Origin of the sequence: Corynebacterium sp. NPDC060344, from assembly GCF_042725215.1 — a bacterium.
Lineage (GTDB): Bacteria > Actinomycetota > Actinomycetes > Mycobacteriales > Mycobacteriaceae > Corynebacterium.
The window spans coordinates 72,378-98,266 of sequence record NZ_JBHXCS010000004.1 but is presented as its reverse complement, the minus strand read 5'-3'; the positions used below and the strand labels follow the sequence as shown (position 1 = coordinate 98,266).

General features: G+C 70.5%; 23 protein-coding genes and 1 tRNA gene. 14 read left to right on the top strand and 10 right to left on the bottom strand.

Translation table 11 applies throughout. The features are described from left to right. Positions 1 to 55: 55 nt before the first annotated feature. The 4 genes from ACFWGD_RS06760 to nth all read right to left on the bottom strand — a co-directional run bounded on the left by ACFWGD_RS06760 (position 56) and on the right by nth (position 3,727). The gene (locus ACFWGD_RS06760; RefSeq protein ID WP_377777841.1) at positions 56 to 1,258 is read right to left on the bottom strand and encodes a MarP family serine protease; all 1,203 of its coding nucleotides are present in this window, start codon (positions 1,256 to 1,258) and stop codon (positions 56 to 58) included. Beyond that, entirely contained in the window at positions 1,258 to 2,031 is a 774-nt protein-coding gene (locus ACFWGD_RS06755) for an NUDIX hydrolase (protein ID WP_377777840.1), read from the bottom strand. The genes ACFWGD_RS06760 and ACFWGD_RS06755 overlap by 1 nt, the downstream gene beginning before the upstream one ends. Positions 2,032 to 2,105: 74 nt before the next feature. Next, a complete protein-coding gene (locus ACFWGD_RS06750; protein ID WP_377777839.1) occupies positions 2,106 to 2,885 on the bottom strand; it encodes a TlpA family protein disulfide reductase in 780 nt (259 codons plus the stop codon). Continuing rightward, the gene (nth, locus tag ACFWGD_RS06745; protein WP_377777838.1) at positions 2,882 to 3,727 is read right to left on the bottom strand and encodes an endonuclease III; all 846 of its coding nucleotides are present in this window, start codon (positions 3,725 to 3,727) and stop codon (positions 2,882 to 2,884) included. Before nth ends, ACFWGD_RS06750 begins: the two co-directional genes overlap by 4 nt. Positions 3,728 to 4,170: 443 nt before the next feature. Here nth and glxR point away from each other — a divergent pair, with 443 nt between their 5' ends. Beyond that, positions 4,171 to 4,854: a CRP-like cAMP-activated global transcriptional regulator GlxR gene (gene glxR / locus ACFWGD_RS06740; protein ID WP_377777837.1), complete on the top strand. Its 684-nt coding sequence runs from the start codon at positions 4,171 to 4,173 to the stop codon at positions 4,852 to 4,854. Positions 4,855 to 6,109: 1,255 nt separating this feature from the next. Here the strand turns inward: glxR and ACFWGD_RS06735 are convergent. From ACFWGD_RS06735 to ACFWGD_RS06725, 3 genes are all read right to left on the bottom strand, one after another. Beyond that, positions 6,110 to 6,919 carry an MBL fold metallo-hydrolase gene (locus ACFWGD_RS06735; RefSeq protein ID WP_377777836.1) on the bottom strand — a complete coding sequence of 270 codons (810 nt, stop codon included), beginning with the start codon at positions 6,917 to 6,919 and terminating at the stop codon, positions 6,110 to 6,112. A 116-nt stretch (positions 6,920 to 7,035) separates the two neighbouring features. Beyond that, the gene (locus ACFWGD_RS06730; RefSeq protein WP_377777835.1) at positions 7,036 to 7,548 is read right to left on the bottom strand and encodes a RidA family protein; all 513 of its coding nucleotides are present in this window, start codon (positions 7,546 to 7,548) and stop codon (positions 7,036 to 7,038) included. A gap of 2 nt (positions 7,549 to 7,550) precedes the next feature. Next, a complete protein-coding gene (locus ACFWGD_RS06725; protein ID WP_156968752.1) occupies positions 7,551 to 7,718 on the bottom strand; it encodes a DUF4177 domain-containing protein in 168 nt (55 codons plus the stop codon). A 34-nt stretch (positions 7,719 to 7,752) separates the two neighbouring features. Here ACFWGD_RS06725 and ACFWGD_RS06720 point away from each other — a divergent pair, with 34 nt between their 5' ends. Beyond that, complete coding sequence (locus tag ACFWGD_RS06720; RefSeq protein WP_377777834.1) at positions 7,753 to 8,811, top strand: ArsA family ATPase; 1,059 nt, start codon at positions 7,753 to 7,755, stop codon at positions 8,809 to 8,811. After that, positions 8,804 to 9,883 (top strand): ArsA family ATPase, encoded by a 1,080-nt coding sequence (locus tag ACFWGD_RS06715; RefSeq protein WP_377777833.1) that lies wholly within the window; start codon positions 8,804 to 8,806, stop codon positions 9,881 to 9,883. Before ACFWGD_RS06720 ends, ACFWGD_RS06715 begins: the two co-directional genes overlap by 8 nt. 21 nt (positions 9,884 to 9,904) lie before the next feature. On the opposite strand, the gene ACFWGD_RS06710 is transcribed toward ACFWGD_RS06715, so the two are convergent. After that, complete coding sequence (locus tag ACFWGD_RS06710) at positions 9,905 to 10,297, bottom strand: WhiB family transcriptional regulator (RefSeq protein WP_377777832.1); 393 nt, start codon at positions 10,295 to 10,297, stop codon at positions 9,905 to 9,907. Positions 10,298 to 10,821: 524 nt separating this feature from the next. On the opposite strand from ACFWGD_RS06710, the gene ACFWGD_RS06705 reads away from it, so the two are divergent. Beyond that, a complete protein-coding gene (locus ACFWGD_RS06705; protein ID WP_377777986.1) occupies positions 10,822 to 13,182 on the top strand; it encodes a transglycosylase domain-containing protein in 2,361 nt (786 codons plus the stop codon). Between the two features lie 72 nt (positions 13,183 to 13,254). Here ACFWGD_RS06705 and ACFWGD_RS06700 read toward each other — a convergent pair whose 3' ends face one another. Then, complete coding sequence (locus ACFWGD_RS06700) at positions 13,255 to 13,716, bottom strand: GatB/YqeY domain-containing protein (protein ID WP_377777831.1); 462 nt, start codon at positions 13,714 to 13,716, stop codon at positions 13,255 to 13,257. Between the two features lie 215 nt (positions 13,717 to 13,931). Between ACFWGD_RS06700 and ACFWGD_RS06695 the strand changes: the two genes are divergently transcribed. Both ACFWGD_RS06695 and ACFWGD_RS06690 read left to right on the top strand, forming a co-directional pair. Next, positions 13,932 to 14,825 (top strand): metallophosphoesterase, encoded by an 894-nt coding sequence (locus ACFWGD_RS06695; protein ID WP_377777985.1) that lies wholly within the window; start codon positions 13,932 to 13,934, stop codon positions 14,823 to 14,825. A gap of 211 nt (positions 14,826 to 15,036) precedes the next feature. Further along, positions 15,037 to 15,113: transfer RNA gene (locus tag ACFWGD_RS06690), tRNA-Pro, on the top strand. A 499-nt stretch (positions 15,114 to 15,612) separates the two neighbouring features. Here ACFWGD_RS06690 and ACFWGD_RS06685 read toward each other — a convergent pair. Beyond that, positions 15,613 to 17,274, bottom strand: a complete 1,662-nt coding sequence (locus ACFWGD_RS06685; protein WP_377777830.1) for a hypothetical protein — start codon at positions 17,272 to 17,274, stop codon at positions 15,613 to 15,615. A gap of 282 nt (positions 17,275 to 17,556) precedes the next feature. On the opposite strand from ACFWGD_RS06685, the gene ACFWGD_RS06680 reads away from it, so the two are divergent. The 8 genes from ACFWGD_RS06680 to ACFWGD_RS06645 all read left to right on the top strand — a co-directional run bounded on the left by ACFWGD_RS06680 (position 17,557) and on the right by ACFWGD_RS06645 (position 25,487). Further along, on the top strand, positions 17,557 to 20,556 hold the full coding sequence (locus tag ACFWGD_RS06680) for a DUF4040 family protein (RefSeq protein ID WP_377777984.1): 3,000 nt from the start codon (positions 17,557 to 17,559) through the stop codon (positions 20,554 to 20,556). Continuing rightward, the gene (locus ACFWGD_RS06675) at positions 20,553 to 20,996 is read left to right on the top strand and encodes a cation:proton antiporter subunit C (protein WP_377777829.1); all 444 of its coding nucleotides are present in this window, start codon (positions 20,553 to 20,555) and stop codon (positions 20,994 to 20,996) included. The genes ACFWGD_RS06680 and ACFWGD_RS06675 overlap by 4 nt, the downstream gene beginning before the upstream one ends. 23 nt (positions 20,997 to 21,019) lie before the next feature. Beyond that, on the top strand, positions 21,020 to 22,552 hold the full coding sequence (locus ACFWGD_RS06670; protein WP_377777983.1) for a monovalent cation/H+ antiporter subunit D family protein: 1,533 nt from the start codon (positions 21,020 to 21,022) through the stop codon (positions 22,550 to 22,552). After that, complete coding sequence (locus tag ACFWGD_RS06665) at positions 22,552 to 23,145, top strand: Na+/H+ antiporter subunit E (RefSeq protein WP_377777828.1); 594 nt, start codon at positions 22,552 to 22,554, stop codon at positions 23,143 to 23,145. The genes ACFWGD_RS06670 and ACFWGD_RS06665 overlap by 1 nt, the downstream gene beginning before the upstream one ends. After that, entirely contained in the window at positions 23,142 to 23,417 is a 276-nt protein-coding gene (locus tag ACFWGD_RS06660; RefSeq protein WP_377777827.1) for a monovalent cation/H+ antiporter complex subunit F, read from the top strand. The genes ACFWGD_RS06665 and ACFWGD_RS06660 overlap by 4 nt, the downstream gene beginning before the upstream one ends. A gap of 3 nt (positions 23,418 to 23,420) precedes the next feature. After that, positions 23,421 to 23,762, top strand: a complete 342-nt coding sequence (locus ACFWGD_RS06655) for a monovalent cation/H(+) antiporter subunit G (protein ID WP_377777826.1) — start codon at positions 23,421 to 23,423, stop codon at positions 23,760 to 23,762. A 691-nt stretch (positions 23,763 to 24,453) separates the two neighbouring features. Then, positions 24,454 to 24,714 (top strand): hypothetical protein, encoded by a 261-nt coding sequence (locus tag ACFWGD_RS06650; RefSeq protein WP_377777825.1) that lies wholly within the window; start codon positions 24,454 to 24,456, stop codon positions 24,712 to 24,714. Positions 24,715 to 25,025: 311 nt separating this feature from the next. Next, the gene (locus ACFWGD_RS06645) at positions 25,026 to 25,487 is read left to right on the top strand and encodes a hypothetical protein (RefSeq protein WP_377777824.1); all 462 of its coding nucleotides are present in this window, start codon (positions 25,026 to 25,028) and stop codon (positions 25,485 to 25,487) included. The last annotated feature ends 402 nt before the right edge of the window (positions 25,488 to 25,889 follow it).

Sequence of the window (25,889 nt, the reverse complement as noted above, 5' to 3'; positions counted from 1 at the left end):
CGGCCTCGCACTCTCCCTGCGGCCCGGCCGCGGAGCCTCTGAGCCCTGCTCGGCCCTACTGCGCCACGCATTCGCGGGTGTCCACGGCCTCCATGAGCTCGCGCGCCGCATCGATGTGCAGCTGTGTTTCGGCGGCGGTGAGGGCGTAGCCGGTGTCGTCGTCGTTGACGCCGGCGCCGAAGACCACGCCGAGGGCCTCGCCCTGCGGGGTGATCAGGGGGCCGCCGGAATTGCCGTGGCGGACGTCGGAACGCAGGATGTACGCCTCGCGGTCGTGGCGGCTGGCGGCGTAGATGTCGGGGCCGCGGATGAGCAGCTTTTCCTCCACCCGCGCGGCCGTCGCAGTGAACGGGCCGGACTCGGGGAAACCGAGCACGACGGCGCCGTCGCCCGGGGAGCCCTCCGCCGGGGCCCACGGCAGCGGATCGAGCGGCAGGTCCCAGGAACGCAGGATGGCGATGTCGTCGAGCGGATCGAAGTGCACCACGCGGGCGTCGGCCATGCCGGCGACGGTTTCCAGTCGGACGGTGTCCACGCCGGCGACGACGTGCGCATTGGTGACCACCAGGTCGGGCGCCACCACGAACCCGGTGCCCTGCAGCAGCCGGCGGCACTGGGGCGCCTCGCCGAGGACGCGGACGATGGATGGCCGGATGCGGTCGACGACGGCCTGGTCGATGACCGCGGGGTCAGCCGGGGTGTCGTCGTGGACGGGCCGCGGCTCGAAGGGGGCGATGGCGGCGGGCACGCCGGAGTCGTCGATGCGCCGGACGATCGACGACGGCAGCCCCGCCAGCGATTCGGGGGCGACGTCGTCGACGGTGGCCAGCACCGTCGAGCCGCGGATGGTGTCGCCGATGTTGCCGGGCAGCACCGTGGCCAGCGGCAGCGCCACCATCCACGCGACGATGAGCGTGGCCACGGCCTGCACGACGGCGCCGAAGCCGGAGTCCAGGCCGACGGCCATGGGCGAGCGCATGCGGTTGCGCAGCGATTGCCCGGCGACCGCGCCGACGGTGTGGCCGATGACGACGAGCCCGATGAGCACCGCGACACCGATGATCAGCCTCGCGGCGCGGCCCTCTACGAGGTCCATGGCCGGCGGCGCGAGCTCGAGCCCGACGATGCCGCCGGCGATGACGCCGATGATGGCCAGCGCCGACGCCAACGCGCCCTGCCGCCAGCCCAGCGCCATCGCGCCGAGGACGATGAGCATGAGCAGGACGTCGAGCACCAGCCCGCCGTCGATCGCCGCCATCATCGCCTCGCCCCGTCCGTTCCGAGTGTTTCCCGGTTCGCCGACCTCGCGAGGGTTTCGCGCAGGTCGAGCACCGTGCCATCATCCCACGGCTCGGCCCACCCGGCGCCTTCCAGCAGGTGGTCGAGGACGCCGCCGGTGAATCCCCACACGACGAAGTCGCCGACGCGGAACGCCGGGCCGGTCCACGTGTCCCAGCCGACGCGGATGCGGTTGGCGGGGTCGACGAGGTCAGAGATGCGCACCGGCAGCACCGCATCGGTTTCGGCGGGGTCGACGGCGTGCAGGTCGTGGGGCTCGTGCCAGTAGGCGAGCACGGGGTGGACGGCGAATCCGGTGCGGCTGATGTCGATGGGGTCGAGCACCTTCAGCGGCGTCACCGCGTCGGGCCGCAGCCCGGTCTCTTCTTCGGCTTCGCGCAGCGCGGTGTGCACGGCGTCGCGGTCGCCGGGGTCGCGCCGGCCGCCGGGAAACGACATCTGGCCGGCATGGCGCCGCAGCGTCGCCGCGCGGTGGGTGAGCACGACCAGTGCATCGTCGGGCCGCTCCCGCGACGACGCATTGCCGCCGAGCAGCACCAGCACCGCGGATTCGTCGGGGTTGTCCAGCGGCTTGTCGACGGTCGACGCCGCCCTCCGCAACGCCGCCAACCCGGGATCCTCGCCGTCGCCGAGCACCGGGGCGAGCCACGGCGGGGTGACCTCGATGGTGTGGCGCACCGGACGGATGCCGGGGACGTTGTCGGGGTCGTCCGAGATCAGGGGCCCCGTCATTCCGGAGCCGGGGCCAGCGCCGGGACCAGTGCCGCTGCCAGTGCTGGGGCCGGTGCCGCCGTTCACTCCGCCCGTCACGCGAGGGCCCCGCGGATCGCCGCGTCGAAGTCCTCGATGGAGTCGAAGGCCCGCGGCAGGACCTCGGCGACCGAACCGTCGGCGCGCAGCACCACGGTGATGGGCACGACGCGGGGCAGTTCCAGCGCCGGGCCGACGGCGTCGAAACCGTCCTGGTACGAGACGAAGGTAGTCACGCCGAGATCCTCCAGAAGCGCCGATCCGCGGCCTTCGCTGGTCGCGGCCTGGACGCCGACGACGCGGACGTCCGGGTTGGCCGCGGCCCACTCCTCGATGACGGGCAGCTCCTCGCGGCACGGGGCGCAATTCCACGCCCACACGTTGACCACGGCGGGCTTGCCGGCCAGTGCGGCGGCGACGTCGATCTCGCCCTGCTGCGACGCGCCGAGGCACGGCAGCGTCACGCCGGCCAGCGGGCCGGATCCGGTGGCGCCGGGCTCGGGTTCGGGGCATTCGGGGCGCTCGGCGACGATGTCGTCGGCAAGCGGCTCCTCCCCCGCAGCGCCATCGGCGTTGGTGCCGCCGCCCATCGTCTGCGACACGGCGAACCACAGCACGGCCACGGTGCCCAGCACGGCCAGCAGCACCGCGATGATCGTCGACGGCCTCGCCGACCCGCGCGGCACCGACACCGGCCCCACCGGCTCGCCGAGCTGCCCGGCCTCGCCCGCGCGCACGGTGTCGTCGCGATTTCCGGCGTCGCGGCTCACGTTGCCGTTGCCTTCGCCACCGCTCATCGGTCCACGCTCCCTGTACTCGTTCATGCCGTCGTTCATGCCGTCTCGTCCTCCGGCCCCAACCCGGCCAGCGCCAGCAGATGATCGCGGTCGTCGGACTTGACCAGCTTCTCCGCCGTCTCCGGCTCCGCGGGCCCGGCCAGACCATACGACGGGCAGTCCGCCGCGAGGAAACACGCCCCGCACGCCGCCCGGCGCGAATGGCACACGCGGCGGCCGTGGAAGATGATGCGGTGCGAAAACCACGTCCACTCGGGGCGTTCGATGATGTCCATCATCTCGCGCTCGATGCGCACGGGATCGTCGAGCTCCGTGAAACCGAGCCGCCGCACCAGCCGCCCGAAATGCGTGTCCACGGTCAGCCCGGGCACCCCGAAAGCGTTGCCCAGCACCACGTTCGCGGTCTTGCGGCCCACGCCCGGCAGCGCCGTGAGCTCCTCGAGCGTCCCCGGCACCTCGCCGCCGTGGCGCTCCACGACGCCCTGCGCGAACCCGATGATGTTCGCCGCCTTCGCCCGGAAGAACCCCGTCGGCCGGATCAGCTCCTCCACCACGGCGACGTCCGCCCCGGCCAGCGCGGGCGCATCGGGAAACGCCGCGAACAGCGCCGGCGTGACCATGTTGACCCGCACGTCCGTGCACTGCGCCGACAGGATCGTGGCCACGGTCAGCTCATACGCGTCGCGAAAATCCAGCTCACAATGCGCGTCCGGGTACCCGACGGCCAGCGTCCTATTGACCCGCCTGGCCCGCCGCACCATCCCCAGCCGCGTCTCCCGCCCCTTCGCCGCCGGATGCGTCCCCGGCTTGCGCCTGCGCGTGCCGGTCAGCGACCCCTCGGGGCGGGTCGGCTGCGGCATCGGCACGGGATTTGCGGGCATGGCCACATCCTAGCGACCGCCCCGGATCGTCCCCCGCACCTTGCTTGACGACGCCCACCTCCACCCCATCCCGCCCCTCCCACCTTCAGCGCCGTCCGCGCCCGCCGACACCGACTCGGCCCCTTCACCCGTGCGACGGGGGCAGACGCCGGGCGCACCCGCGGCCCATCCACCCAACCCCGCCGAACACCGACGACGCCCCCGACAAGGCCCTCACCGGGGATTGGGCGGCGGACGGCGGGGGCGGTGGCCGTCGCAAAGCAGAAAAATCCCCGATTCTCCCAGACCCCTTTCCCCACGTTAGAGGATATTCATCTAGAGTGGGATTGGTCACAAAGAGGTGCGGCCAGAGACCGCCCATTGCGTCGTGCCACCACCCGGCACACCCCAGCCTCACACCCGACGCCGCGATCTGGCACGCGACAGGACAGGAGAACAACACCGTGGACGATGTACAGGAGATCCTCTCCCGCGCCGGAGTCTTCCAGGGAGTCGACCCGGAAGCGGTCCAGGCCCTGCTCACCGAACTCGAAACCGTCCGCTTCCCCCGCGGCACCACCATCTTCAACGAAGGTGAACCCGGCGACCGCCTGTACATCATCATCGACGGCAAGGTGAAGCTCGCCCGCCACAGCTCCGACGGCCGCGAGAACCTGCTGACCATCATGGGCCCGTCCGACATGTTCGGCGAACTGTCCATCTTCGACCCCGGCCCCCGCACCTCCTCCGCCGTGTGCGTCACCGAGGTCACCGCCGCGTCGATGAACTCCGACCTGCTCCACCAGTGGATCAGCGACCACCCCGACATCTCCGCCCAGCTGCTGCGCATGCTGGCCCGCCGCCTGCGCCGCACCAACAACTCGCTGGCCGACCTCATCTTCACCGACGTCCCCGGCCGCGTGGCCAAGGCGCTGCTGCAGCTGGCCAACCGATTCGGCACCCAGGAAGGCGCGAACCTCCGCGTCACCCACGACCTGACGCAGGAAGAGATCGCCCAGCTCGTCGGCGCGTCCCGCGAGACCGTGAACAAGGCGCTCGCCGAGTTCGCCCACCGCGGCTGGATCCGCCTCGAGGGCAAGTCCGTGGTCATCTGCGACACCGAGCGACTCGCCCGCCGCGCCCGATAGGCGCCGCTCGGTTGGTGCCATTCGATCGGCGCCCCGCTCCGTTGGGGCCCATCGATGGCGCCCCGTCCCTGATTTCGCTTTCACTTGCCTGCGCGCCGGCTCGTCCGGCGCGTTTCGGCTTTCCGCAGCACCTGCGCGGGCTCCGCTCGGTTCGGAGCCGCCGATGCCGCCCCGTCGATGTCGCCCCGCCTCCAAAATTCGCGCCAGCGTGCCCGGGCACCCGGTTCCAGCGGCGCCGATTCAGGCCAGATTCAATCTCAGAGTTTTCGTGTGTGCGTTCCGACGCACGAAAACTCTGAGCTTGAAGATTTGGGGCCCCTTTTCTTCAACCTCAGAGTTTCCGAGGCCTCCACGACGGCCATGAAAACTCCGAGATTGAATTCATGGGTGCGCGCCCATGGTTACGGCCGAAGTGGACGCCGCTGACCTGCATAAACGCACCGCAACGAAAAGCGGCCCTGTGTGTCCCTCTCCGCGATTGCCGTGGTGGATGCACCTGCGCGCCGTGCCCAACGCCGCTACGGCCCCCTCAGCGCATCCACCCAATCAGTGCATTCACCCGATCAGCGCATTGGCCCGATCAGCGCGAGAGTTATCGGGGCTGCTCGCGGCCAACTGAACGTGCGCCGACGCGAGAATTGCGGGCCAGCTCGCGGTGCATGAGTGGGGCAGCACTCCGGAGAGGGCGGCCCGCTTCCGATATCGCGTGGGCATGCTCTGGCCCGCCGTCGAGGCGGCGACGATAGCGGCCGGATTCAATTTCATCCCGTACGTCGACCTCCGGGACGCCACGTACGGGATGAAGTTGAATTTTCGGACCCCTTTTTCTTCAAGATCATCCCGTGCGTCACCGTCGGCGCGGGTACGCACGGGATGAGATTGAATTCGTGGGTGAGCACCTACGATAACGCCCGAGCTGGATGCCGCTGACCTGCATAAACGCGCCGCTACGAAAAGCGGCGGTGTACGCCCCTCTCCGCGATTGGTGGGGTGGATGCCTCTGCACGCCGTGCCGGACGCCGCTACGAGGGCCTCAGCGCATTCGCCCGGCTAGCGGGAGAAACGTTGGGGCTGCTCGCGGCCAGTACGCCCTGCGCCGGCGACAAGCGAGAGTCACAGCGGGAGAAAAGTTGGGGCGGCCCTGCCGCGCATGAAAAAGCGCCGCCCAGTGACGGGCGGCGCTTGAGGGGCGCTTGAGGGGCGCGCGCGACGAGCACCGCGAGGCGCCCGCCCGCCCCGACACGCCCCCGAAAAACTACTGCGCCTGCAGGTACCGCATGGTCACGCGGGTGGACTGCTCGGCGGCGTGGCGGAGCACAGGGTCGACGTCGGTGTAGATCTCGTCGACGATCTGGCCGACGGTGGCGTCCTCGCCGAGCTTGTCCATGGCGTCCTTGACCTGGGTGAGGCGCTGTTCGCGGCGCTCGATGTACTTCTCGGTCATGACGGTGATGTCCGGCAGGTCCTCGCCGTGGCCGGGCAGGAGGCGCACGCCGTCGCCGCGGTCCTGGAGCAGGTGGAGCGTCTTGATGTATTCGCCCAGGTCACCGTCGGTTTCGGAGATCATGGTGGTGTGGCGGCCGGCGATGGTGTCGCCGGTCATGATGCCCTCGACATCGTCATCGCCGTCGCCGGTGTGGATGAAGAAGCACACGGAGTCGGCGGTGTGGCCGGGGGTCTGCACGACCTCGACCTGCGGGGTGACGCCGTCGACGACGATGCGCTCGCCGTCGGTGAGGGTCTCGGCGCCGGTGGAGCAGTAGTGTTCGTCGAGCGCGCGAACGGGGGCGCCGGTGAGCTGGCGGAAGCGGTGCGCGCCGTCGGCGTGGTCGCCGTGGCGGTGGGTGAGCAGGATCAGCGCGACGTCGCCCGCGTACCGGTGGAGGACGTTGAGGTGGCCCTCGTCCTCCGGCCCGGGGTCGACGACGATGCTGCGCTCGTCGCCCTCCGCCTTGATGACGTAGGCGTTCGTGCCCTCCAGCGAGCTGTAGCTGGGGTTCGGGCACAGGACGACGCCGACCGATTCGGTGATGGGACGCAGTTGGCTGTACGCGGGATGCTCCATGTCCCCCATCCTACGTGCACGGGGCGGGGGTTTTGCCGCCGACCGCGTCACATGTTCTGCATTGCCCAGCGGGTTGCTTTACGACGGGCCGGCGCGGGCATTGGGGCGCCGCAGCGTCAGGATGCGACCTGGACGATGATCTCCACCTCGACGGGCGTGTTCAGCGGCAGTTCGTTGACGCCGACGGCGGAGCGGGCGTGCTGGCCGGCGTCGCCGAAGATCTCGCCGAACAGCTCGGAGGCGCCGTTGATGACGCCGGGCTGGCCGTTGAAGCCGGGGGCGGAGGCGACGAAGCCGGTGACCTTGATGATCCTGGCGACGTTGTCGATGCCCACCAGGTCGTCCACGGCGGCCAGCGCATTGAGTGCGGCGACGCGGGCGGCGGCCTTGGCGTCGTTGGGGTTGACCGATCCGGCGCTGTCGGACTGGTCGGGGGCCGAGGCGTCCTTGACCTTGCCCACGGCGGTGAGTTCGCCGTCGACGAAGGGCAGCTGGCCGGAGGTGTACACGAGGTCGCCGACGCGCACGGCGGGCACGTAGGCGGCGACGGGCGCGGCGACGCCGGGCAGGTCGATGCCCAGTTCGCGGAGGCGGTCGGAGACGGCGCCGGTCGAGTCGGAGGCGGTCACCGCTACTCCCCCTTGGGGCGCTTGAGGTAGGCGACGTGCTGTTCGCCGGTGGGGCCGGGCAGCACGGTGACGAGCTCCCAGCCATCCTCGCCCCACGTGTCGAGGATCTGCTTGGTCGCGTGGGTCAGAAGCGGAACGGTGGCGTATTCCCAAGTTGTGCTCATGCTCACACAGTAACCGTCCGCCCCGTCTATCGTTGACGGGGTGAGCGATGGTGGCGCCCGGGTCGGGCAGGATGCAGGTGTCGGGGGCGGCTTTGCGACGTCCCGCGCCCAGCATCCCGCCGAGCCCGGTGCCGCGGCCGTGCACGTGATCACCGGAAAGGGCGGCACGGGCAAGTCCACCGTCGCGGGCGCGCTGGCGCTGCGGTTGGCCTCCGGCGGCGGGCGGGTGCTGCTCGTCGAGGTGGAGGGCCGCCCGTCGGTCGCGGCGACGCTGGGGCTGCGGGAATTCCCGCGGGCCCCGCATAAGGTCGCGTCGGCGCTGGGCGGCGGCGAGGTCCACGCCTGTTCCCTCGATGCGGAGGCGGTGCTCGAGGATTACATGTCCACCAACGTCGGTTCGTCGCTGGCGATCGGGGCGGCGCGGAAGTTCGGTGTCACGGAGTTCGCCACGGCCATCGCGCCGGGGCTGCGGGACGTGCTGTTGTCGGGGTTCGTCGTCGCCGAGGCCCGGCGTGGCGAGTGGTCGGCGGTGGTCGTCGATGCTCCGCCGACGGGCCGGGTGGCGCGGTTCCTCGACGTCACCAGGGCTCTCGGCGACATCGCCACGACCGGACCGATCCATCGCCAGGCCGCCGACACCGCCGCGTTCTTGCGTTCGGCGTCGACGCGGGTGCACATGGTCACGCTGGCCGAGCCGCTGCCCGTCCGCGAATCCCTCGAGGCGCTGGCCGAGCTGTCGGCCGCCGAGCTGCCGCTGGGGTCGGTGGTGGCCAATCGCCTGCTCGCCGACGATCTGTGCGACGCGGCGCTGTCCCTCGACCACTCCGACGTCACCGCCCTTGCCGGGGATCTGGGCGGAAGGGGTGGGGAGGGGACGTCGTCAAGCAATGGCGACCTGGCCACCGCCCTGCTGGTGGAGCTCGACGACGTCGCCGCCCGGGCGCGCGTGCAGCGCCGCTCGCTGACCGACCTCGCCGCGGGCTGGCCCGGCCCCGTCACGCGCGTGCCGGCGCTGCCCGGGGGCGTGCGGATCGAGGGGCTTTACGACGTCGCCGAGCTCCTCACCGGCCTCGACCACCGGGAGGTGCGCGATGAGTGACCCGCGGGTGATCGTGATGGTGGGATCGGGCGGCGTGGGCAAGACGACGTCGGCGGCGGCGCTGGCGGTCGGGCTCGCGGAATCGGGGCTGCGCACCGTCGTGCTGACCATCGACCCGGCCAAGCGGCTGGCGCAGGCGCTGGGGCTCGACGAACTCGGCGGCGACCCGCAGCCCGTCGCCGGTCAGGACGGCCTGCACGCGCTGATGCTCGACCAGAACGCGCGCTTCGGGGCGCTGCTCGCGGAGGCCGGGGCGCCGGAGCTGGTGGACAACCGCGTCACCGTCACCGTGGCGCGCAGCTTCGGCGGCCTGCAGGAATACCTGGCCATGGACCTGCTGTCGCAGCTGCACGACTCCGGGCGGTGGGACGCGATCGTCGTGGACACCCCGCCGGCGCTGTCGGCGCTGGACTTCCTCGACTCCGCCGACCGCGTCCGCCGCCTGGTGCGGCACCCGCTGATGAGGTTGATGACATCATCGTCGACGCTGGTGGGCGGCGGCGTGAAGTTGCTGGGGCAGATCGTCGGCAGCGACACGCTGGCGCAGGCCGCGGCGTTCGCGCGGGGGCTGCGGCCGGTCGCCGATTCGATGCTGGTGCGGTCGCGGTCGATGCGCGACCGGCTCGGCGAATCCGGCGAGTTCCTCGTGGTCACGGCACCGACGGCGGAGGCGCTGCGCGAGGCGCGGTCCTTCACCGATTCGCTGGAGACCCAGGGCCTGCCCGTCACCGGCGTCGTGGTCAACCGCACCCACCACGTGCCCGACGGGCTGCGCGGCCGCGAGCTGGACTGGGATGGTGCGGGTGGTGTCGGAAGTGGCGGCGGCACGAAAGGCGCTGGCGGCGCGGGCAATGAGGACGGCGCCGACCCGCTGGCCGAAGTGCGGGCGGCGATGAGGCTGATCCACGAGTCGCGCGTCGAGCTCGCGACGGCGGAGGAGAAGCAGATCAAGCGGTTCACCAAGCGGTTCCCCGGGGTGCCGCTGACGCACGTGCCGTCGGCGCGCGGCGGCGTGACCAGCCTCGGCGATCTGCGGCAGCTGGCGCAGCGGATCCTCCCCGCGCTGGATTAGCCGGCGCCGATCAGGGGCGAACTACGCGCGGCGCGCCTTCTGGCCGGTCTGCTGCGCCGCCTGCTGCGCGGCGACCTGGGCGGCGTAGAAGTCGGCCCAGCTGGTGACCTCGGGGTGCTCGCGGAGCATGGCGCGGCGCTGGCGTTCGGTCAGGCCGCCCCACACGCCGAACTCGACGCGGTTGTCCAGGGCGTCGGCGCGGCACTGCAGCACGACGGGGCAGTGGCGGCAGATGACGGCGGCCTGTCGCTGGGCGGCGCCGCGGACGAACAGTTCGTCGGGGTCGATGTCGCGGCACTTGGCGCGGGTGACCCACTCCTGTCGGTCGCGGAAGCTGTCGGCGGCGTTGTCGCGCTCCTCCACGAGATCGCCCACGCGGGCGGTTCGGTTCCGGTCAGTGATCGTGGCGGTCATCATGGCCTCCTTCGGCATTTCGCGGTCCCCCCGTTTCGGACGGCGGGATGGTTGCCCGTCCCGCATGTGGGGTCGGGGCTGTGGCGTCGCCTGGCGCGTGGTGATGCCTGCCCGGCTTCGGCCGTTACCAGCCCGGGAGGGTTCCCGGTGCTGATTCCGTGCTGATTTGTTGTTGTAAGTCTATTCACACAATTTAGACAATGTCATCCACGTCACACCTCGGGGGTGATGGTGACACATACCGGCAGGTCGTACCATTCGGGGACGAATCCAACGGGGGTATTCGTTGACACCCCCGCGATGTAACGCTCGCGCGGAAAGTGCTGAATCCAGCATTTCACCCCCGTGTTTCCGGGCCGTGTCGCCTGCTTTGCGACGCCCACCTCCTCCCCTCCACCGCACAGTCGGTTTCCGGCGTCCGATTGACCGCCGGATCACGGCGGGAATTCCGGTGGCGTGGCCCTGCAACTAGGGTTGACCGCGTGAACGTGGGACGAAATCTGCTGAAGCTCGGCGTGGCCGTGATGCTCGCCGGGCTCATCGTCGCCGCCGCGATCTTCCCGATCGCCGGCGGCGGCGGGTATCTGATGGCGCGCACCGCCGATGATCTTGCGATGTCGTCCCGCTCCGTCATCGGCGGCGAGGCCCCCGGCATCTCCACCATCACCGACGCCAACGGCGAGCCGATGGCGTGGCTGTATGAACAGCGCCGCACGTCTGTGGAGGGGTGGCAGATCTCGCCGGCGATGAAGGACGCCATCGTGTCCATCGAGGACCGCCGGTTCTGGGACCATTCCGGCGTCGACTGGCAGGGCACGCTGCGCGCGGCGCTGGCCAACTTCACGTCGGGGTCGGTGCAGCAGGGCGCGTCGACGATCGAGCAGCAGCTGATCAAGAACTACACCCTGTTCGTCGAAGCCGAGACGGAGGCCGAGCGCCGTGCGGCCACCGCGACGGACTACGGCCGCAAGCTGCGCGAGATCCGCATCGCGCAGGATCTCGAGGACGAGATGACCAAGGAAGAGGTGCTCACGGGCTACCTCAACATCGTCCCCTTCGGCAATGGCTCCTTCGGCGTGGAGAACGCCGCGCAGACGTACTTCGGCGTTCCGGCGAAGGACCTGAGCATCCCGCAGTCGGCGCTGCTGGCGGGCCTGGTGCAGCAGACGTCGGGCCTGAACCCGTACTCGAATCCGGACGGCGCGATGGCGCGGCGCAACGACGTGCTGCGGGCGATGGCCGACACCGGGGCGATCACGCAGGCGCAGGCCAACGACGCCATCGCCACCGATCTGGGCGTCCTGCCGGAGCCCAATCGCCTGCCGCAGGGCTGCATCGCCGCCGGCGACCGCGGTTTCTTCTGCGATTACGTCATCGACTACCTGGCCAACCACGGCCTGGACCGGGCGAAGCTCGCCCGCGGCGGCTACACGGTGCGCACGACCCTCGACCCGGTGGTGCAGGACAACACCCAGCGGGCGCTGCGCGAGCAGGCGTCGCCCACGGCCGGCGGCGTCGCCGAGGTGATGAGCATCATCGAGCCCGGCACGGAGTCGCGCAAGGTGCTGTCGATGGCGTCGTCGCGGGTCTACGGCCTCGACGCCGAGGCGATGCAGACGGTGCAGCCGCAGCCGTTCGCGTCGGTGGGCAATGGCGCGGGGTCGATCTTCAAGATCTTCGCGGCCACCGCGGCGGTGGAGAAGGGCATGGGCATCGACACCTACCTGCCGGTCCCCCGCCGCTACGAGGCCGCGGGGCTTGGCGACGGCGGCGCGGCCGGCTGCCCGCCGGGCCTGTACTGCGTGGAGAACACCGGCTCCTTCCCTCCGTCGATGACGCTGCGCGAGGCGCTGGCGAAGTCGCCGAACACGCCCTTCGTCGCCATGAGCGAGCAGGTCGGCGTCGACGGCGTCATGGACATGGCCGTGCGCCTGGGCATGCGGTCCTACACCAAGCCGGGCAGCTTCGACGGCGAGTCGTCGGTGGCGCAGTACGTCTCGGACAACACGCTGGGCTCCTTCGTGCTGGGCCCGACGCCGATCAGCGCGCTGGAGCTGTCGAACGTCGGCGCCACGCTGGCATCTGACGGCATGTGGTGCGAGCCGAACCCCATCGCCGAGATCACCGACCGCGGCGGCAACCCGGTGCAGCTCGACCAGCCCGATTGCGAGCGCGCGGTCGACTCCGGCGTCGCCCACGCGATGGCGCAGGCGCTGTCGGCCGACTCCATCGACGGCACCGCGGAGGACGCGGCGAAGACGGTGAACTGGGATGGCCCGGTGGCAGCGAAGACGGGTACGACCGAGTCGAACCAGTCGGCGGCGTTCCTGGGCTTCACGGCCGGGCTGGCCGCGGCGGTCTACGCCTACAACGATTCGCCGGTGGTCACGGAGCTGTGCACGTCCCCGCTGCGCCAGTGCTGGTCGGGCGATCTGTTCGGCGGCCGCGAGCCGGCGCGGACGTGGTTCTCGGCCATGTCCCCCATCGTCGGCGATCACGGCGGCAAGGTGCTACCGGAGATGGCCCCCGAGTACGGCGCCGGCACGGCGAAGGCCTCGCTGCCGCAGGTCGAGGGCATGCAGGAGTCCGATGCCCGCAAGACGCTCGAGGAGGCCGGTTACAAGGTGGAGTCGACCACCGCGTCGCAGACCGGCCGCCCCCGCGGCACGGTCACGGGCGTCCGCGTCCCGGGCCTGCTTCTCGACGGCGGCACCGTCACCCTCGAGGTGTCCGACGGCACCCGCCGCCCGCCCCCGCCGCGCACGACGCAGGCGCCTCCCCCGCGCCCCGGCGGCGGCAACACCGGTGGTGGCGGTGGCGGCGCGCCGAGCCTGCCGGATTCGATCACCATCCCCGGCTTCGGCCGCATCCCCCTGCCCCGATAACTCCGACAGCCCCGAGAAGAGCCCCGCACGCACGAGCCCGGCCGCGCCCCGAAGGCACGGCCGGGCTTCGTTTTACCCCTGCAGTCGGGCCTTGACGGCTTCGGACAGGCGCTTGCCGTCGACGCGCCCGGCGGCCTTGGCCTGCGCCGCCTTCATGATCTGCCCCATCTGCTTCATCGACGCCGGCTCGTCCCCGCAGACCTCCGCGACGGAGTCGTCGACGAGGGCGGCGAGCTCGTCGTCGTCAAGCTGCGCGGGCTGGTAGCGGGAGAAAATCTCGGCCTCCGCCAGCTCGTTCTCGGCCAGCTCCGCGCGGCCGTTGTCCGCGTACATCTCGGCGGACTCGCGGCGCTTCTTGATCTCCCTCTCCACCACCTTGAGCACCTCCGCATCCGTCAGCTCGTGCTTGGCCCCGGAGACCTCCTCGGTCTGGATCGCGGCCTTCAGCATCCGCAGCGCGCCGACCGTGGCCTTGTCGCGGGCCTTCATGGCGGCGGTCATGTCGGACACGATGGTTGCCTTCAATTCGCTCATGGCAAAAACTCTACGCAGCATTGCCCGGGCCGTGCCGCGACCGTGCCGCGCCCCGCTCGATCAATGCTGGTGCGCGGGCCCGGGACGGTAGCGTTGGGGCCGTGCCGCACGTGAACAAGATTGCTTTCCGACGTCCCCCGCAAACCCCCTTCACCCTCCCCGCAGCATTCGGGGGGAAGGGCGGATCGGCGGGGGCGGTGGGCGTCGTCAAGCGAATTGCCCTGGTCACCGGGGCAATCGCCGGCGGCGCGGGCCTGGCCGGGGCGGCGACGTTCCTGTACGCCAACCAGATCGAGCTGAAGGCGTTCCGCGTGCGCCGCGTGCGCGTGCCCGCGCTGCCCGCCGGCAGTGGCCCGCTGCGGATCCTGCACCTGTCCGACTTCCACATGACCAGGTCACAGCGCAAAAAGCAGTCGTGGATCGCCGGGCTCGAGGCGCTGGAGCCCGACCTGGTGATCAACACCGGCGACAACCTCGGCGGCGCCGACGCCGTGCCCAGCGTGCTCGCGGCGCTCGGGCCGCTGCTGGGCCGGCCCGGCGCATTCGTGTTCGGGACCAACGACTACTTCGGGCCCAAGCCCGTCAACCCGCTGCGGTACCTGACCGGCAAGAAGCGGCGGCCGTCCGCCGAGAAGCTGCCGTGGGAGGGCATGCGCGCCGCGTTCATCGAGCACGGCTGGCGCGATGCCACCCACCAGCGGCTCGAGTTCGTCGCCGGCGGCGTGCGCCTGGCGGTGACCGGCGTCGACGACCCCCACCACGGGCTCGACGACTACGACGCCGTCGCCGAGGCTCCCAACGCCGACGCCGACCTGGCCATCGGCCTGTCGCACTCCCCCGAGCCGCGCGTGCTCGACCGCTTCGCCGCCGACGGCTACGACATCGTCCTGTCCGGCCACACCCACGGCGGCCAGGTGTGCCTGCCGTTCGAGAGGGCCATCGTGACCAACTGCGGCATCGACCGGTCGCGGGCGTCCGGGCTGTCGCGGTGGACCGAGCGGATGTGGCTGCACGTGTCGAATGGGCTCGGGACGTCACCGTACGCGCCGGTGCGGCTGTTCTGCCCGCCGTCGGCGACGCTGATCGAGGTCGTCGCGCGGGAGGGGTAGATCGGGCGGCTGCTCGGGCGGGCGGGCGTGTTGGCGGGGCCGGCGCTGGCGGGACGGACGCGGGCGCGGACGGGCGCCGGACCAGCGCAGGCCGAATATCCGCCCGAGCTGCCGTTTTGCCTTTTCCGACGGCGGGGGTCTAGAGTTGTCGACGTTGCAGCGCGCACCGCTGGTCCAGTTTCGGGCCCGGCCGCGATGTGACTTTCTTTACCGGGGTATGGCGCAGCTTGGTAGCGCGCTTCGTTCGGGACGAAGAGGCCGTGGGTTCAAATCCCGCTACCCCGACCAGCCGGAAACCGCCGACCTGCGAGAGCAGGCGGCGGTTTTTTCGTTGCCCGGCCTTTTGGCGCCGACCGCGTGGGCGGCGCGTATGAAGCGACCACAAAACGTTTCGCCGAAAATTACCGACCTGGGCTTTTGCGGAGCGGTGGTAGTAGTTTGCGACGCCTCAGCGTGGTGGCCGACCCGTCGCAAAGCAAATGCGGAGCGAAAGCGGAGCCGAAAGCCGAGCAAGTGCCGAGCAATCGCGGTGCACAAGCGGAGCCGAAAGCCGCGCCGCGCGGGTTCACTGCCGATGGCTACCGCCGGCCCGCCACCATCCCGCCACCAGCCCCTCAACCGGTCGCACCATGCGCCCCACCAGCACCAGGCAGTGGTGATCGCCGCCCCGCCCGCCGGAGTTATCCGACCAGCGCAGCCACACGATTTCGCGTCCTGGGCTTTTACCGGCGTTCACCCGGCGTGTGGCTGCATTCGTCGGCTAAGCCCCCACGGGCCGGCGCCGGGGTCAGGGTTCCTCGTGCTTGACGACGCCCACGTCCCCGCCATCCGCCGCTCCGCCCGGGGTTTCGGCGTCCGAGTCAGCGCCGGGCGCGGTACCGGGGTTGTCGGCAGGGGCGGCGGAGGCAGCGCGGCGGCCACCACCGAAGCGATCGATGACGGCACCGATGACGACCAGCGCCAACAAAACGCCGGCCGACGTCCCCCACATCACCGTCGAGCCGTCGTTGCCCAGCGCGGTCAGCGCCGCCGTCGGGTGGTGCAGCGGCATGAGTGCGGCGACGACGCCCCACGCGGTCGCCATCTCGGTGCCGCCGGTCGCCGCCGACGCCGCGCTGCGCCACACCCACCCGATGACGCCGACCTGCACGAGCATCCCCGCGAGGATCACGAACCTCCCCCACGGCCCGCCGAACACGGCCAGCACCGCGCGCGCCAAAGCGGTCGCCGCCAGCGCCGCCAGCGCCAGCACGATCACGCTGGTCGCGCCGCGGAGGAGGTCGAGGCCGTCGGCCATGATCATCATCACCACGACGCCGGTGGCCACGATCCCCGCCAGCGCCCCCGCGAACGCGCCGCCGGGCAGCACGCGGGACCACCAGCCGCGGTCTTCCTCGTCTGCTTGACGACGCTTCGGTCCCGCGATCAGCCACAGCGCCGACGCGGCGAGCATGACCAGTGCGGACACCATGAACGCCAGGGTCGGCGCGAGAGTCGCGTTCGAGGCTCCCTCTGCTGCGGCGTCTCCTCCGGCACCGTTTCCACCAGCACCGCCGCCAGCACCAGCACCACCCGCGAGCCCGGCGGCCGCGAGCTGATCGGCGGTGGGCACGGGCATGGCGCGCTGGGCCTCGCCGATCTTGTCCACGGTGGTCTGGGCCATGCCGTCGAGACGCCCGGCACCCTCGTCGAGCTCCTTCAGGCCGCCGTCGATCTTCTTGGCGCCCTCGTCGAGCTCCACCGTCGCGGTGCGCAGCTCGTTGGCGCCCGCCGTCGCCGTGAAGATCCCGTCGCGGTACGGCGCCCCCGGCGTGTTCAGCTGGTACGACAGGTCGTTGGCGCCGGTGCGGAACCGCTCGGCCTGGCCGGAGATGGCCTCGAAGTCGATGGCGCCGAGCTGGCGCTCGAGGGACTCCAGGTTCGCCACGCCATCACCGTCGCCGGCCGCGCGCAGCGATTCCTTCGCCGGGCCGATCGACGCCTGGACCTGCCCGATGGCCACGTTGATCAGCCCCACGCTGTCAGCGATCGCCCCGGCGCCCTCGGCGATCTCCTTGGCGCCGCCGCCCAGGCGCCCGGTCCCGGCCTGCAGCTCGTTCATGCCCGTGGCCAGCTCATCGGCCCCGCGGCGGATCTCGCCGGTGCCGCCGACCAACTCGCCGCCGCCGTCCTTCAGCTCGCCGATGCCCTCGGTCGCCTGCCCCATGCCGGCGTTGAGGAACCCGGCCTGGGTGCCGGCCTCGCCGATCGCCCGCCGCGCATCCTGCACCTGCGCGACGTCGATGCCCGGCACCGGCCCCGGCGCCCGCCCCTCTTCCGCACCATCGGCGGTCCAGGCGGCCGACAATCCGGTGCCGGACCAGGCCAGATACGCCGCGCCGGCGATCAGCGGCAGCACGAGGAGCAGGGACAAGAGCGTGCGGCGGATGCCGCCCTTCCGGGGAGCCATGCCCTCACGGTATCGCCCGCACCAGCCATTTTGCGGGTGCTACGCCGAAGGCGGGGAAAACGGCCGCGGGGGTACCCGCAGGGCGTCGCCAAGCAGGGAAAAAGAAGCCGCAACGCACCGCGCAGAGATATATGAAAAGCCCGATTCCCGCGCATTCCGCGACGTAAACCGGGTACCCGCCGGTTGCTAGGCTGGAATACGGCCATTTACCGGACCCAGGCGGCCGCGCGCCACCGGGTCCCTCCACCGTGTTCTGCACAGGAAGGCGACACTGCCGTGACAATGCTCAGCGTCCCCGCCCTGGTGGCGGTCGCGCTGGCCCTCACTCCCTTGTTCGTGAAAATTCTGGGCAGGCACGCCGGCTGGCCGATCGTGGCGTTTTTCGTCGCCGCGATCGTGCAGCTGGCGCGGCTGTCCGGCGGTGTCCTCGACGGGGATGCGGTCACGTGGAGGGTGAGTTGGGCCGGTGCGCTGCTGCCCGGCGGCACCGGGGTGGACTTCGCGCTCCGCCTCGATCCGCTATCACTCGTCTTTGCGCTGTTGGCGCTGGTCATCGGGTCGGCGGTGTTCGTCTATTCCACGGCGTACCTGCCGCCGAAGGGCGCCACGATGAGCTTCTACGTGCTCATGACCGCGTTCATGTTGGCGGTGCTGCTGCTCGTGCTTGCCGACGACGTCGTGCTGCTGTTCATCGGCTGGGAGCTCGTGTCCATTGCGTCGTTCCTGCTCATCGCCCGGTCGGGTTCGTCCGGCGAGGCGGGGTCGCTGCGCACGCTGCTGCTGACGTTCACGGGCGGCCTGCTGCTGCTCGCGGCGCTGGCGGTGGCGGTGTGGGCGACGGGCACGACGAATCTGACGGAGCTGCTGGCCCATGAGGTCTGGGGCACCGGCCCGGCCGCGAACGCCGGCGTGACGTCGGCGGTGGCGGTGCTGGTGGCGCTGGGTGCGTTCACCAAGGCGGCGCAGCTGCCGTTCCAGTCGTGGTTGCCGGAGGCGATGGCGGCGGCGACGCCGGTGTCGGCGTTCCTGCACGCCGCGGCCGTGGTCAAGGCGGGCATTTACCTGCTCATCCGCTTTTCGACGGCCTTCGCCCACGTCCAGGCATGGCAGATCCTGCTCATCGTCGTGGGCATGGCCACGGCCGTGTCGGCGGCGGTGTTCGCCATCCAGCAGACCGACCTGAAGCGCCTGGTGGCGTACTCGACGGTGTCGCAGCTGGGCTGGATCGTGGCGACGATCGGCGTGGGCACGCACTTCGCCATCGTCGCCGCGGTGGTGCACACCCTGGCGCACGCGCTGTTCAAGTCGTCGCTGTTCATGCTGGCCGGCACGGTCGACCATCAGACGGGCACGCGCGACATCCGCCGCCTGGGCCCGCTGTGGCGGCGCATGCCGTGGACGTTCGGGTCGATGGTCATCGGCTCGGCGTCGATGGCGGCGGTCCCGCCGACGCTGGGCTTCCTGTCCAAGGAGGGCATGCTCGAGGCGTTCACCGACGCACCGCTGGCCGATGCCGGCGTCGTCGTGCTGCTGGTCGCCGCGGCGATCGGCGCCATCGCCACCTTCACGTACTCGGCGCGCCTGATCTTCGGCGCGTTCGTCGACGGCCCCCGCGACATGTCCGATGTCCGCGAGGCGCCGGTGGCCCTGTGGCTGCCGGCCGCCATCCCGGGCGTCGCGTCGCTGCCGCTGGCCTTCGTCGCCGGCGCCATCCTCGACGGCCCGCTGAACTCGGTGGCCAACACGGTGCTGGGCGGCGACTACCACGACACCCACCTGAAGCTGTGGCACGGCGTCAACGTGCCGCTGATGATCTCGGTGGGCGTGCTCGTCGCCGGCGTGGTGCTGGTGCTGGTGCGCGCCCGGATGAACGAGGCCCTGGCCGATCGCCGGCTGTTCCCGTTCACGGGCGTGCAGGCGCTGTCCTTCGGCACCCGCTCCGCCGGCCGCGTGGGCCGCTGGTTCGCGGCGATCGGCGATTCGCATGCGCCGACGCGGCACCTGCTGCCGATGCTGTCGGTCATCGTGGTCTACGCCGGCGCGATGCTGGTGATGCCGGGCATCGGCGGCATGGAGCTGCCGGACAAGGTCGACGGCATCGATTCGTGGATGGACCTGATCCCGCTGACGATCATCGTCATTGGCGTCGTGGCCACGCTGCAGGCGCGCAACCGCCTGCAGGCCGCGGTGCTGCTGGGCGTCACCGGCACGGGCGTGACCCTGCAGGTGCTGCTGCTCGGCGCGCCGGACGTGGCCATGACGCAGTTCCTGGTGGAGGTCCTCGTCGTCGTGCTGATGATGCTCGTCCTGCGCCACCAGCCGCGCGCCTTCGCCGACACCGGCCGCAATCGCCGCATCGTCGCGGCGGTCGTGGGCATCGGCATCGGCGCGGCGACGTTCGCGGCGGTGTGGACGCTGACGGGCCGGCGCGACAAGCCGGAGGTCGCGCAGTGGTACCTGGAGGAGGGCCCGAAGATCACGTCGGAGAACAACGTGGTCAACACCATCCTCGTCGAGTTCCGAGCCTTCGATACGTTGGGCGAGCTGGCCGTGCTGGGCATGGCGGGCATCGCCATGGCCGCGGTGGTCTCCTCGATGCCGCGCTGGCCGCATTACCCGGGCCGCCCGGGCCCGTTGCCGCAGGCGGGGCTCAATTCGCTGCCGCTGCGCAAGCTGGTGCAGTGGATGACGCCGCTGCTGTTCGGCCTGTCCGTCATCGTGCTGTTCCGCGGCGGCAACGAGCCGGGCGGCGGCTTCAATGCCGCGCTGATCGGCGCGTCGTCGCTGATGCTCAAGTACCTGTCGCATCCGGATGACCGCCCGCTGATGGGCCGCAATCTCCCCTACCTCTTCAGCGGCGTCGGCGTGATCGTGGCCATCGGCATCGGTTTCGTCGGCTACCTGAAGGGCTCCTTCCTGGCCCCGCTGCACGGCACGGTCGCCGGGCAGCACCTGACCACGGCGCTGATCTTCGACGTGGGCGTGTACCTGGCGGTGCTGGGCATCGTGGCCACGGCGCTCAATCATCTGGGCGGGCCGACGCGGCCGGGTTCCCCGAAGTCCGACGACGAGCTCGGCCCCCGCGTCGCCCACCGCACCAGCCTGCACGTTCCCCCGCGGCAGAAGCCGGCCGAGGCCGTCGCCGCGGATTCCGCGCCGGGTGATCCGGCGGGTGCGGGCGTTCCGGAAGAGCTTTACGACGACCCGGCCGACACCGGTTCGGCCAACGAGAACGGTTCAACCAACACCGGTTCCGCCAACAACGAGGAGGTGCGGGCATGATCATCGCCCTCATCGCGGCCGTGCTGGCCGGCGGCGGCGCGTACCTGGTGCTGCAGCGCGGCATGGTGCGCATCATCATCGGGATGACGTTCATCTCGCACGCCGCGAACCTGATCATCCTGTCCGCGGGCGTGGGCGCGTGGCGCCAGGAGCCGCTGATGGCCCGGGCCGAGCCCGCGACGGCGGCCGATGCACTGCCGCAGGCGTTCGTGCTCACGGCGATCGTCATCACCATGGCGGTGACGGCGTTCATGCTGGCCATGTCGGCGCTGGGACGCGACGACGACACCCGCATCCAGGAGGACCGCGAGGCCAACGCGCAGCTGTCCACCGCCGGCCGCAAGGCCCGCCGCGACCGCCCGGCCGACGCCGGATCCGGCGCCGGATCGCTGCGCCACGACCATTACCCGCCCGAGTCGCCCCAGGATGGTGATCGTTGATGACCGGCATGTCCGCGGAGACCATCTCCGCCCTGCTGCCCCTGGTGGCCATCATTCCCCTGCTGCTCGCCGGCGTCGCCGCGGTGCTGCCGTGGGCGCCGGTGCGCGTCGCGCTGTCGCTGGCCACCCCGGCGGCCATGGCGGCGGTGGCGTTCGCGCTGCTCTACCGCGTCATGGGCGACGGGCCCATCGGCCACAACGTCGGCGGTTTCCCCGGCGGCGTGTCCATCCCGTTCGTGGCCGACTCCTTCGCCCTGCTCATGCTGGGCGTGGCCTCGCTGGTGGTCTTCGCCGGTTCCTGGTTCGCCCAGGTCGCCGGCGAGAACAAGTCGCGGTTCTTCCCCGCGCTGACGCTGATGATGCTCTCGGGCATGGCCGGCGCGTTCCTCACCGCCGACCTGTTCAACTTCTTCGTGTTCATGGAGGTGATGCTGCTGCCGTCGTACGGCCTCATCGCCGTGACGGGCACGTGGCACCGCCTCGCCGCCGGCCGGTCCTTCGTGCTGGTCAACCTGATGACGTCCACCGTCCTGCTCATCGGCGTCGCCCTGGTCTACGGCTCGGTCGGCGCGGTGAACATCGCGCTGCTGGCGGGCATGGCCTCCGGCGGCGGCCCGGGCGCGGTGGCGCTGGGGCTGGTCATCATCGCCTTGGGCGTCAAGGCCGGACTGGCGCCGGTGCACACGTGGCTGCCGCGCACCTACCCGTCGACGTCGCCGGCGGTCATGGCCATCTTCTCGGCGGTGCACACGAAGGTCGCGGTGTACATGCTGTTCCGCATCTACGTGGTCATCGTGGACATGGAGCCGTCGTGGCACTGGCCGATCATCGCCCTGATGGCGGCGTCGATGCTGCTGGGCGCCTACGCGGGCCTGGCGGAGACGACGATGCGCCGGGTGCTGTCGTACCAGATGGTCAACGGCATGCCGTTCATCCTCGTCGTCCTGGCCTTCACCGACGGCGACTCCGCCGCGGTGCTGGCCGCCGGCATCTTCTACGCGGTGCACCACATGGTCACCGTCGGTTCGCTGGTGCTGGCCTCCGGCGCGATCGAGGAGACCTACGGCACCGGCACGCTGTCGCGGCTGTCGGGCCTGGCCCGCCGCGATCAGCTGGTGGCATGGGTGTTCGCGGCGATGGCGTTTTCCATCGTCGGCTTCCCGCCGTTCTCCGGCCTGTGGGGCAAGATCGGCGTCGTCTTCGCGGCGGCGTCGGCCGGCGACGCCCGCTCGGTCGTGGTCATCTCCGTCATCGTCCTGGCCTCGCTGGGCGCGCTGCTGGCGATGGTCCGCGTGTGGCGCGGCGTGTTCTGGGGCCGCCCGATGCAGGGCGTCGACGATTCCCTGCGCGTGCGCGGCGCCCTGGTCGCCCCGTCGGCGTTCCTCGCCGCCGCCAGCCTGGCCATGTTCGTCTTCGCCGGCGTCGTGTCCTCGTGGACCGGAGCCGCCGGCGAGGCCCTCGTCGACGTCCCCGCGTACATCGAGGCGGCGCTGGGCGACACGTCGGAGGCCATCTCCTACGGCAACCTCGACAACGTTCCGGAAGGGGCGAACTGATGGGCATCCTGCACATTCCCGCCTACGGCGCCTGGCTGACCGGCCAGGTCGTCCTCGCCGCGACGGAGGTGATCGCCGATACGTTCCGGGCGCGGCAGAAGCAGAAGCCGACGCTGATCGGCATGCCGCTGCGCATCACCACCGACAACGAGATCGTGGGCCTGTCCGCGTCGATCACCATGACGCCGGGCACCCTCGTCTGCGGCACGCGCGCCCTGGAGGGCGGCCGCCGCATGTTCATCGTCCACGCGATGTTCGGCGGCGACCTCGAGGGCGTCTACGACTCCCTCTACGACATGGAGGAGCGCATGGCCCCCCGCGTCCGCGACATGGAGCGCCCCCGGGCCTTCGTGTTCGAGGGCTACGACCCGGCCGTCCACTCCAACCCCGACGAGGCCCTGGGCACCGCCGCGGAAGCCGAGCACGGCCTGCCGGACCTCCCGGACTCCGTCACGGTGGTCGACGACCCGATGGAGGATGACGTCATCACGGAACAGACCGCCGCCGAGAGGGGCTGGCCGGATGATCCGACGGTGGACGTCGTCAAGCACGAAGCCGCAAGCGACACCCCGCGCGAAGGAGAACGCACATGAGCGACCAAGTGGTCCACATCGTCGGGGGCATCGGCGTCGCGCTGTGCTCCCTGGCGTTCCTGCTGGTGGTGATCCAAGTGTTCCGCGTCAAGGGCAACGTCTCGCGCGCGGTGATGGCCGACGTGGCGTTCTTCTCCATGGTCGGCGTGTTCCTGACCACCGCACTGTTCCGCGAAACGGCCATCACGTTCGACATCGCCATGCTGGCGGGCCTGCTGGGCATCCTGTCGACCGTCGGCCTGTCGCGCGTGATCTCGCGGGGAAGGAGGTAGGCCATGGGAATCGGGACCATCATCACCGCGATCCTGTTCGCCGCGACCATCATCGGCGGGTCGCTGTACCTGCTGGGCGCGGCGGTGGCCATGTGGCGGGCGCCGGACGCGCTGTCGCGGATGAACCAGCTGTCCGCGGGCGTCATGGTCGGCGTGCCGCTGCTGGTCATCGGCAATGCGATCCTCGAGTTCGACCAGGGGACGCTGACGGTGGGCAAGGTGCTCACGGGGCTGCTGGCCATCGTGGCCATGCTCGTCGTCGCGACCGTCGCGTCGGAGGTGCTGGCGCGCGCCGTGCTCGGTGCGCGCGACGGGTCGTCGGAGGACCATTCCGACCGCCACTGATTGCTTCACGACGCCCACCCGGGCCCCTCTCCCCCGTTTTCCCCGGGAGAGGGGCCCGGCGGCGTTGTGGGGATTGAGGGGCGGGGGTTGAGGGGCGCGGCCCGGCGGCGTTGTGCGCGCGAGATGCCGTGTGCGGGCGCGCATTTCGGATCCCGAATCGGAGGTGGCGGCCGTGCGCGTTACAGCCGATGAAAAAATTACCCCCGCACAGGGGTGGTGATGGGCGTCGCAAAGCAGGGCCGTAATGTGTGTTAGGTCACATTAACGGACGTAACGAAGAGGTTAATCCCGGCGATCGGAGCGCGCCTGAGCGATGCTCAGATTCGCGATGCGGCGAGCAGATATTAGGTGAGGCACGCCTTGCCAAAAGCCGTTACACAACCGTTTCCGCTGGCAGCGCCGGAATCAGGGCCGGTTAACGTCGTTAGCCGTAATTGTCGCCAACGTGAACACCACGTAAACACCGGGCACGCAGGTCTTTTAGGCATTTGTCAATAGAAACGATAATCGAAACGCTCAACGGCGTTTCCGGGCCGTCCGGGAGGCTCGGCAACGATTGCGTAAAGCCAAGACCGGACTTAGTGTCAACGGCGAGAGATTCAGGGAGGCCTCAGGGGGCCGACCACCGGACGCGCCCAGCGCGACGGTTCTCAGCCACCACTTCGCACACAGAAAAAGGGGAGTCGTTCACATGGACGCCAACACCATTTCCGCCATCGCCGAGGTCGTCGAGGCCTTCCCGGGCGGCCCGTACGTTACCTTCGAGACCCCGTTCCCGGCCCTCGAGCAGATCGCCGGCCGCGACATCAACCTGGGTTCCACCTTCGGTGACATCAACCTGCCGTTCGGCGAGGACGCCATCGACGTCCACACCGAGGAGACCGACGACAACTCCACCCACGTCTCGGACATCCTGGACATCGAGGCCGGCAACGGCGTCACCACCGGCTAGTAGCCCCTCCCCGGGTCTTTGATCCGGGAACCGCGCGGACCCGGTCCGCGCACAGGCGGGACTTCCCGTTCAGGCAGCTGCCCCGGAACGCTTCGGCGCTCCGGGGCAGCTTTTGGCCGAAATTTCGTTGCACTCCCGGTGAAAGCCCACCCTTGCTCCGGGAACCCCTGATTTTGGGCCGCGACCTGCCGTTTTCGGTGGTCGCGGCACCTTCTGCGGGGATCCGGCCCCATCCGCGGGGCCGGTCCCGCACCCCTTCAGTTCTACTTTCCCCTCCTCCCTCATAGCTCCATAAAAGAAGGAAGCGCTTCATGGACGCCGCCACCATCTCCGCCATCGCCGAAGTCGTCGACGCCATCCCGGACGGCCCGTACGTGGTCGTCGAGTCGCCGTTCCCCGCCCTCGAGCAGATCGGCGGCCGCGACATCAACCTGGGTTCGACGTTCGGCAACATCAACCTGCCGTTCGGCGAGGACGCCCTCGATGTCCACACCGAGAAGACCGACGACAACTCCACCAACGTGTCCGATGTCGTGGACGTCAACGCCGCCAATGGCGCCGTCGTCGACGCCCCGGAGACGCCCGAGACCCCCGAGGGCGGCGACTCCGGTGACGCCGGCGACGCCGGTGAGACCGGTGAGACCGGCGGCGAGTCCTCCGACAACTCCGGCGCCGAAAACACCGGCACCGAAGGCACCGAGGACTCCAGCGACGAGTCCAAGAACGAGCCCACCAACGAGCAGCCCGAGGTCACGTCCCGCACCCAGGCCTAATCCTCCCCGGCGGCCACGGTCGCCGCTGCCGCACGCACCCGCCCCATCGGGCGCCCCGGACGTCGTTCCGAGGTGCCGGATCGGGCGGGTTCTGCTTTGCGACGGCCGCCCCTCCCCCACGAGTGTGCGGTACGGGCCCCACAGCGCACACTCGTCAGATGTGCAGCCCCGCGAACGCCCACGAGTGTGCAGTACGGGCCCCACAGCGCACACTCGTCAGATCTGCAGCCCCGGATTTCGTTCCGAGGTGCCGGATCGGGCGGGTTCTGCTTTGCGACGGCCACCCCTCCCCCACGAGTGTGCGGTACGGGCCCCACAGCGCACACTCGTCAGATCTGCAGCCCCGCCGACGCCCACGAGTGTGCAGTACGGGCCCCACAGCGCACACTCGTCAAATGTGAA

Coding starts and splice junctions, on each gene's coding strand:
- ACFWGD_RS06665 (WP_377777828.1), top strand. CDS start 22,552: ATGGGCATCCTGCACATTCCCGCCTACGGCGCCTGGCTGACCGGCCAG.
- ACFWGD_RS06685 (WP_377777830.1), bottom strand. CDS start 17,274: ATGGCTCCCCGGAAGGGCGGCATCCGCCGCACGCTCTTGTCCCTGCTC.
- ACFWGD_RS06700 (WP_377777831.1), bottom strand. CDS start 13,716: ATGAGCGAATTGAAGGCAACCATCGTGTCCGACATGACCGCCGCCATG.
- ACFWGD_RS06750 (WP_377777839.1), bottom strand. CDS start 2,885: ATGAACGACGGCATGAACGAGTACAGGGAGCGTGGACCGATGAGCGGT.
- ACFWGD_RS06705 (WP_377777986.1), top strand. CDS start 10,822: ATGCTCGCCGGGCTCATCGTCGCCGCCGCGATCTTCCCGATCGCCGGC.
- ACFWGD_RS06715 (WP_377777833.1), top strand. CDS start 8,804: ATGAGTGACCCGCGGGTGATCGTGATGGTGGGATCGGGCGGCGTGGGC.
- ACFWGD_RS06650 (WP_377777825.1), top strand. CDS start 24,454: ATGGACGCCAACACCATTTCCGCCATCGCCGAGGTCGTCGAGGCCTTC.
- ACFWGD_RS06675 (WP_377777829.1), top strand. CDS start 20,553: ATGATCATCGCCCTCATCGCGGCCGTGCTGGCCGGCGGCGGCGCGTAC.
- ACFWGD_RS06735 (WP_377777836.1), bottom strand. CDS start 6,919: ATGGAGCATCCCGCGTACAGCCAACTGCGTCCCATCACCGAATCGGTC.
- nth (WP_377777838.1), bottom strand. CDS start 3,727: ATGCCCGCAAATCCCGTGCCGATGCCGCAGCCGACCCGCCCCGAGGGG.
- ACFWGD_RS06710 (WP_377777832.1), bottom strand. CDS start 10,297: ATGACCGCCACGATCACTGACCGGAACCGAACCGCCCGCGTGGGCGAT.
- ACFWGD_RS06655 (WP_377777826.1), top strand. CDS start 23,421: ATGGGAATCGGGACCATCATCACCGCGATCCTGTTCGCCGCGACCATC.
- ACFWGD_RS06680 (WP_377777984.1), top strand. CDS start 17,557: ATGCTCAGCGTCCCCGCCCTGGTGGCGGTCGCGCTGGCCCTCACTCCC.
- ACFWGD_RS06645 (WP_377777824.1), top strand. CDS start 25,026: ATGGACGCCGCCACCATCTCCGCCATCGCCGAAGTCGTCGACGCCATC.
- ACFWGD_RS06760 (WP_377777841.1), bottom strand. CDS start 1,258: ATGGCGGCGATCGACGGCGGGCTGGTGCTCGACGTCCTGCTCATGCTC.
- ACFWGD_RS06660 (WP_377777827.1), top strand. CDS start 23,142: ATGAGCGACCAAGTGGTCCACATCGTCGGGGGCATCGGCGTCGCGCTG.
- ACFWGD_RS06755 (WP_377777840.1), bottom strand. CDS start 2,031: ATGACGGGGCCCCTGATCTCGGACGACCCCGACAACGTCCCCGGCATC.